The organism is Serratia sp. PGPR-27, from assembly GCF_022678525.1.
Taxonomy (GTDB): Bacteria; Pseudomonadota; Gammaproteobacteria; order Enterobacterales; family Enterobacteriaceae; genus Serratia; species Serratia nematodiphila.
Window position 1 is genome coordinate 1 of sequence record NZ_JALBYS010000086.1, and the last position, 462, is coordinate 462.

The following is a 462-nucleotide window of genomic DNA, read 5'->3' on the forward strand; positions in this document are numbered from 1 at the left end:
GACAGTTCGGTCCCTATCTGCCGTGGGCGTTGGAAGATTGAGAGGGGTTGCTCCTAGTACGAGAGGACCGGAGTGAACGCACCACTGGTGTTCGGGTTGTCATGCCAATGGCATTGCCCGGTAGCTAAGTGCGGAAAAGATAAGCGCTGAAAGCATCTAAGCGCGAAACTTGCCTCAAGATGAGTCTTCCCTGGGCCTTTAAGGCCCCTGAAGGAACGTTTAAGACTAAGACGTTGATAGGCTGGGTGTGTAAGTGCAGCGATGCATTGAGCTAACCAGTACTAATGATCCGTGAGGCTTAACCTTACAACACCGAAGGTGTTTTTAGAGAGATTTTCAGCGAAGTTCCGAGATTGGTTCTGATGGCGACACGAGAGTGAAGCGGTTGGAATGAAACAGAATTTGCCTGGCGGCAATAGCGCGGTGGTCCCACCTGACCCCATGCCGAACTCAGAAGTGAAA

General features: G+C 51.5%; 1 rRNA gene. It reads left to right on the forward strand.

From position 1 onward, the window contains the following. Positions 1-306: ribosomal RNA gene (locus MMS95_RS24125) — 23S ribosomal RNA — on the forward strand; the annotation flags it as partial. Between the last annotated feature and the right edge of the window lie 156 nt (positions 307-462).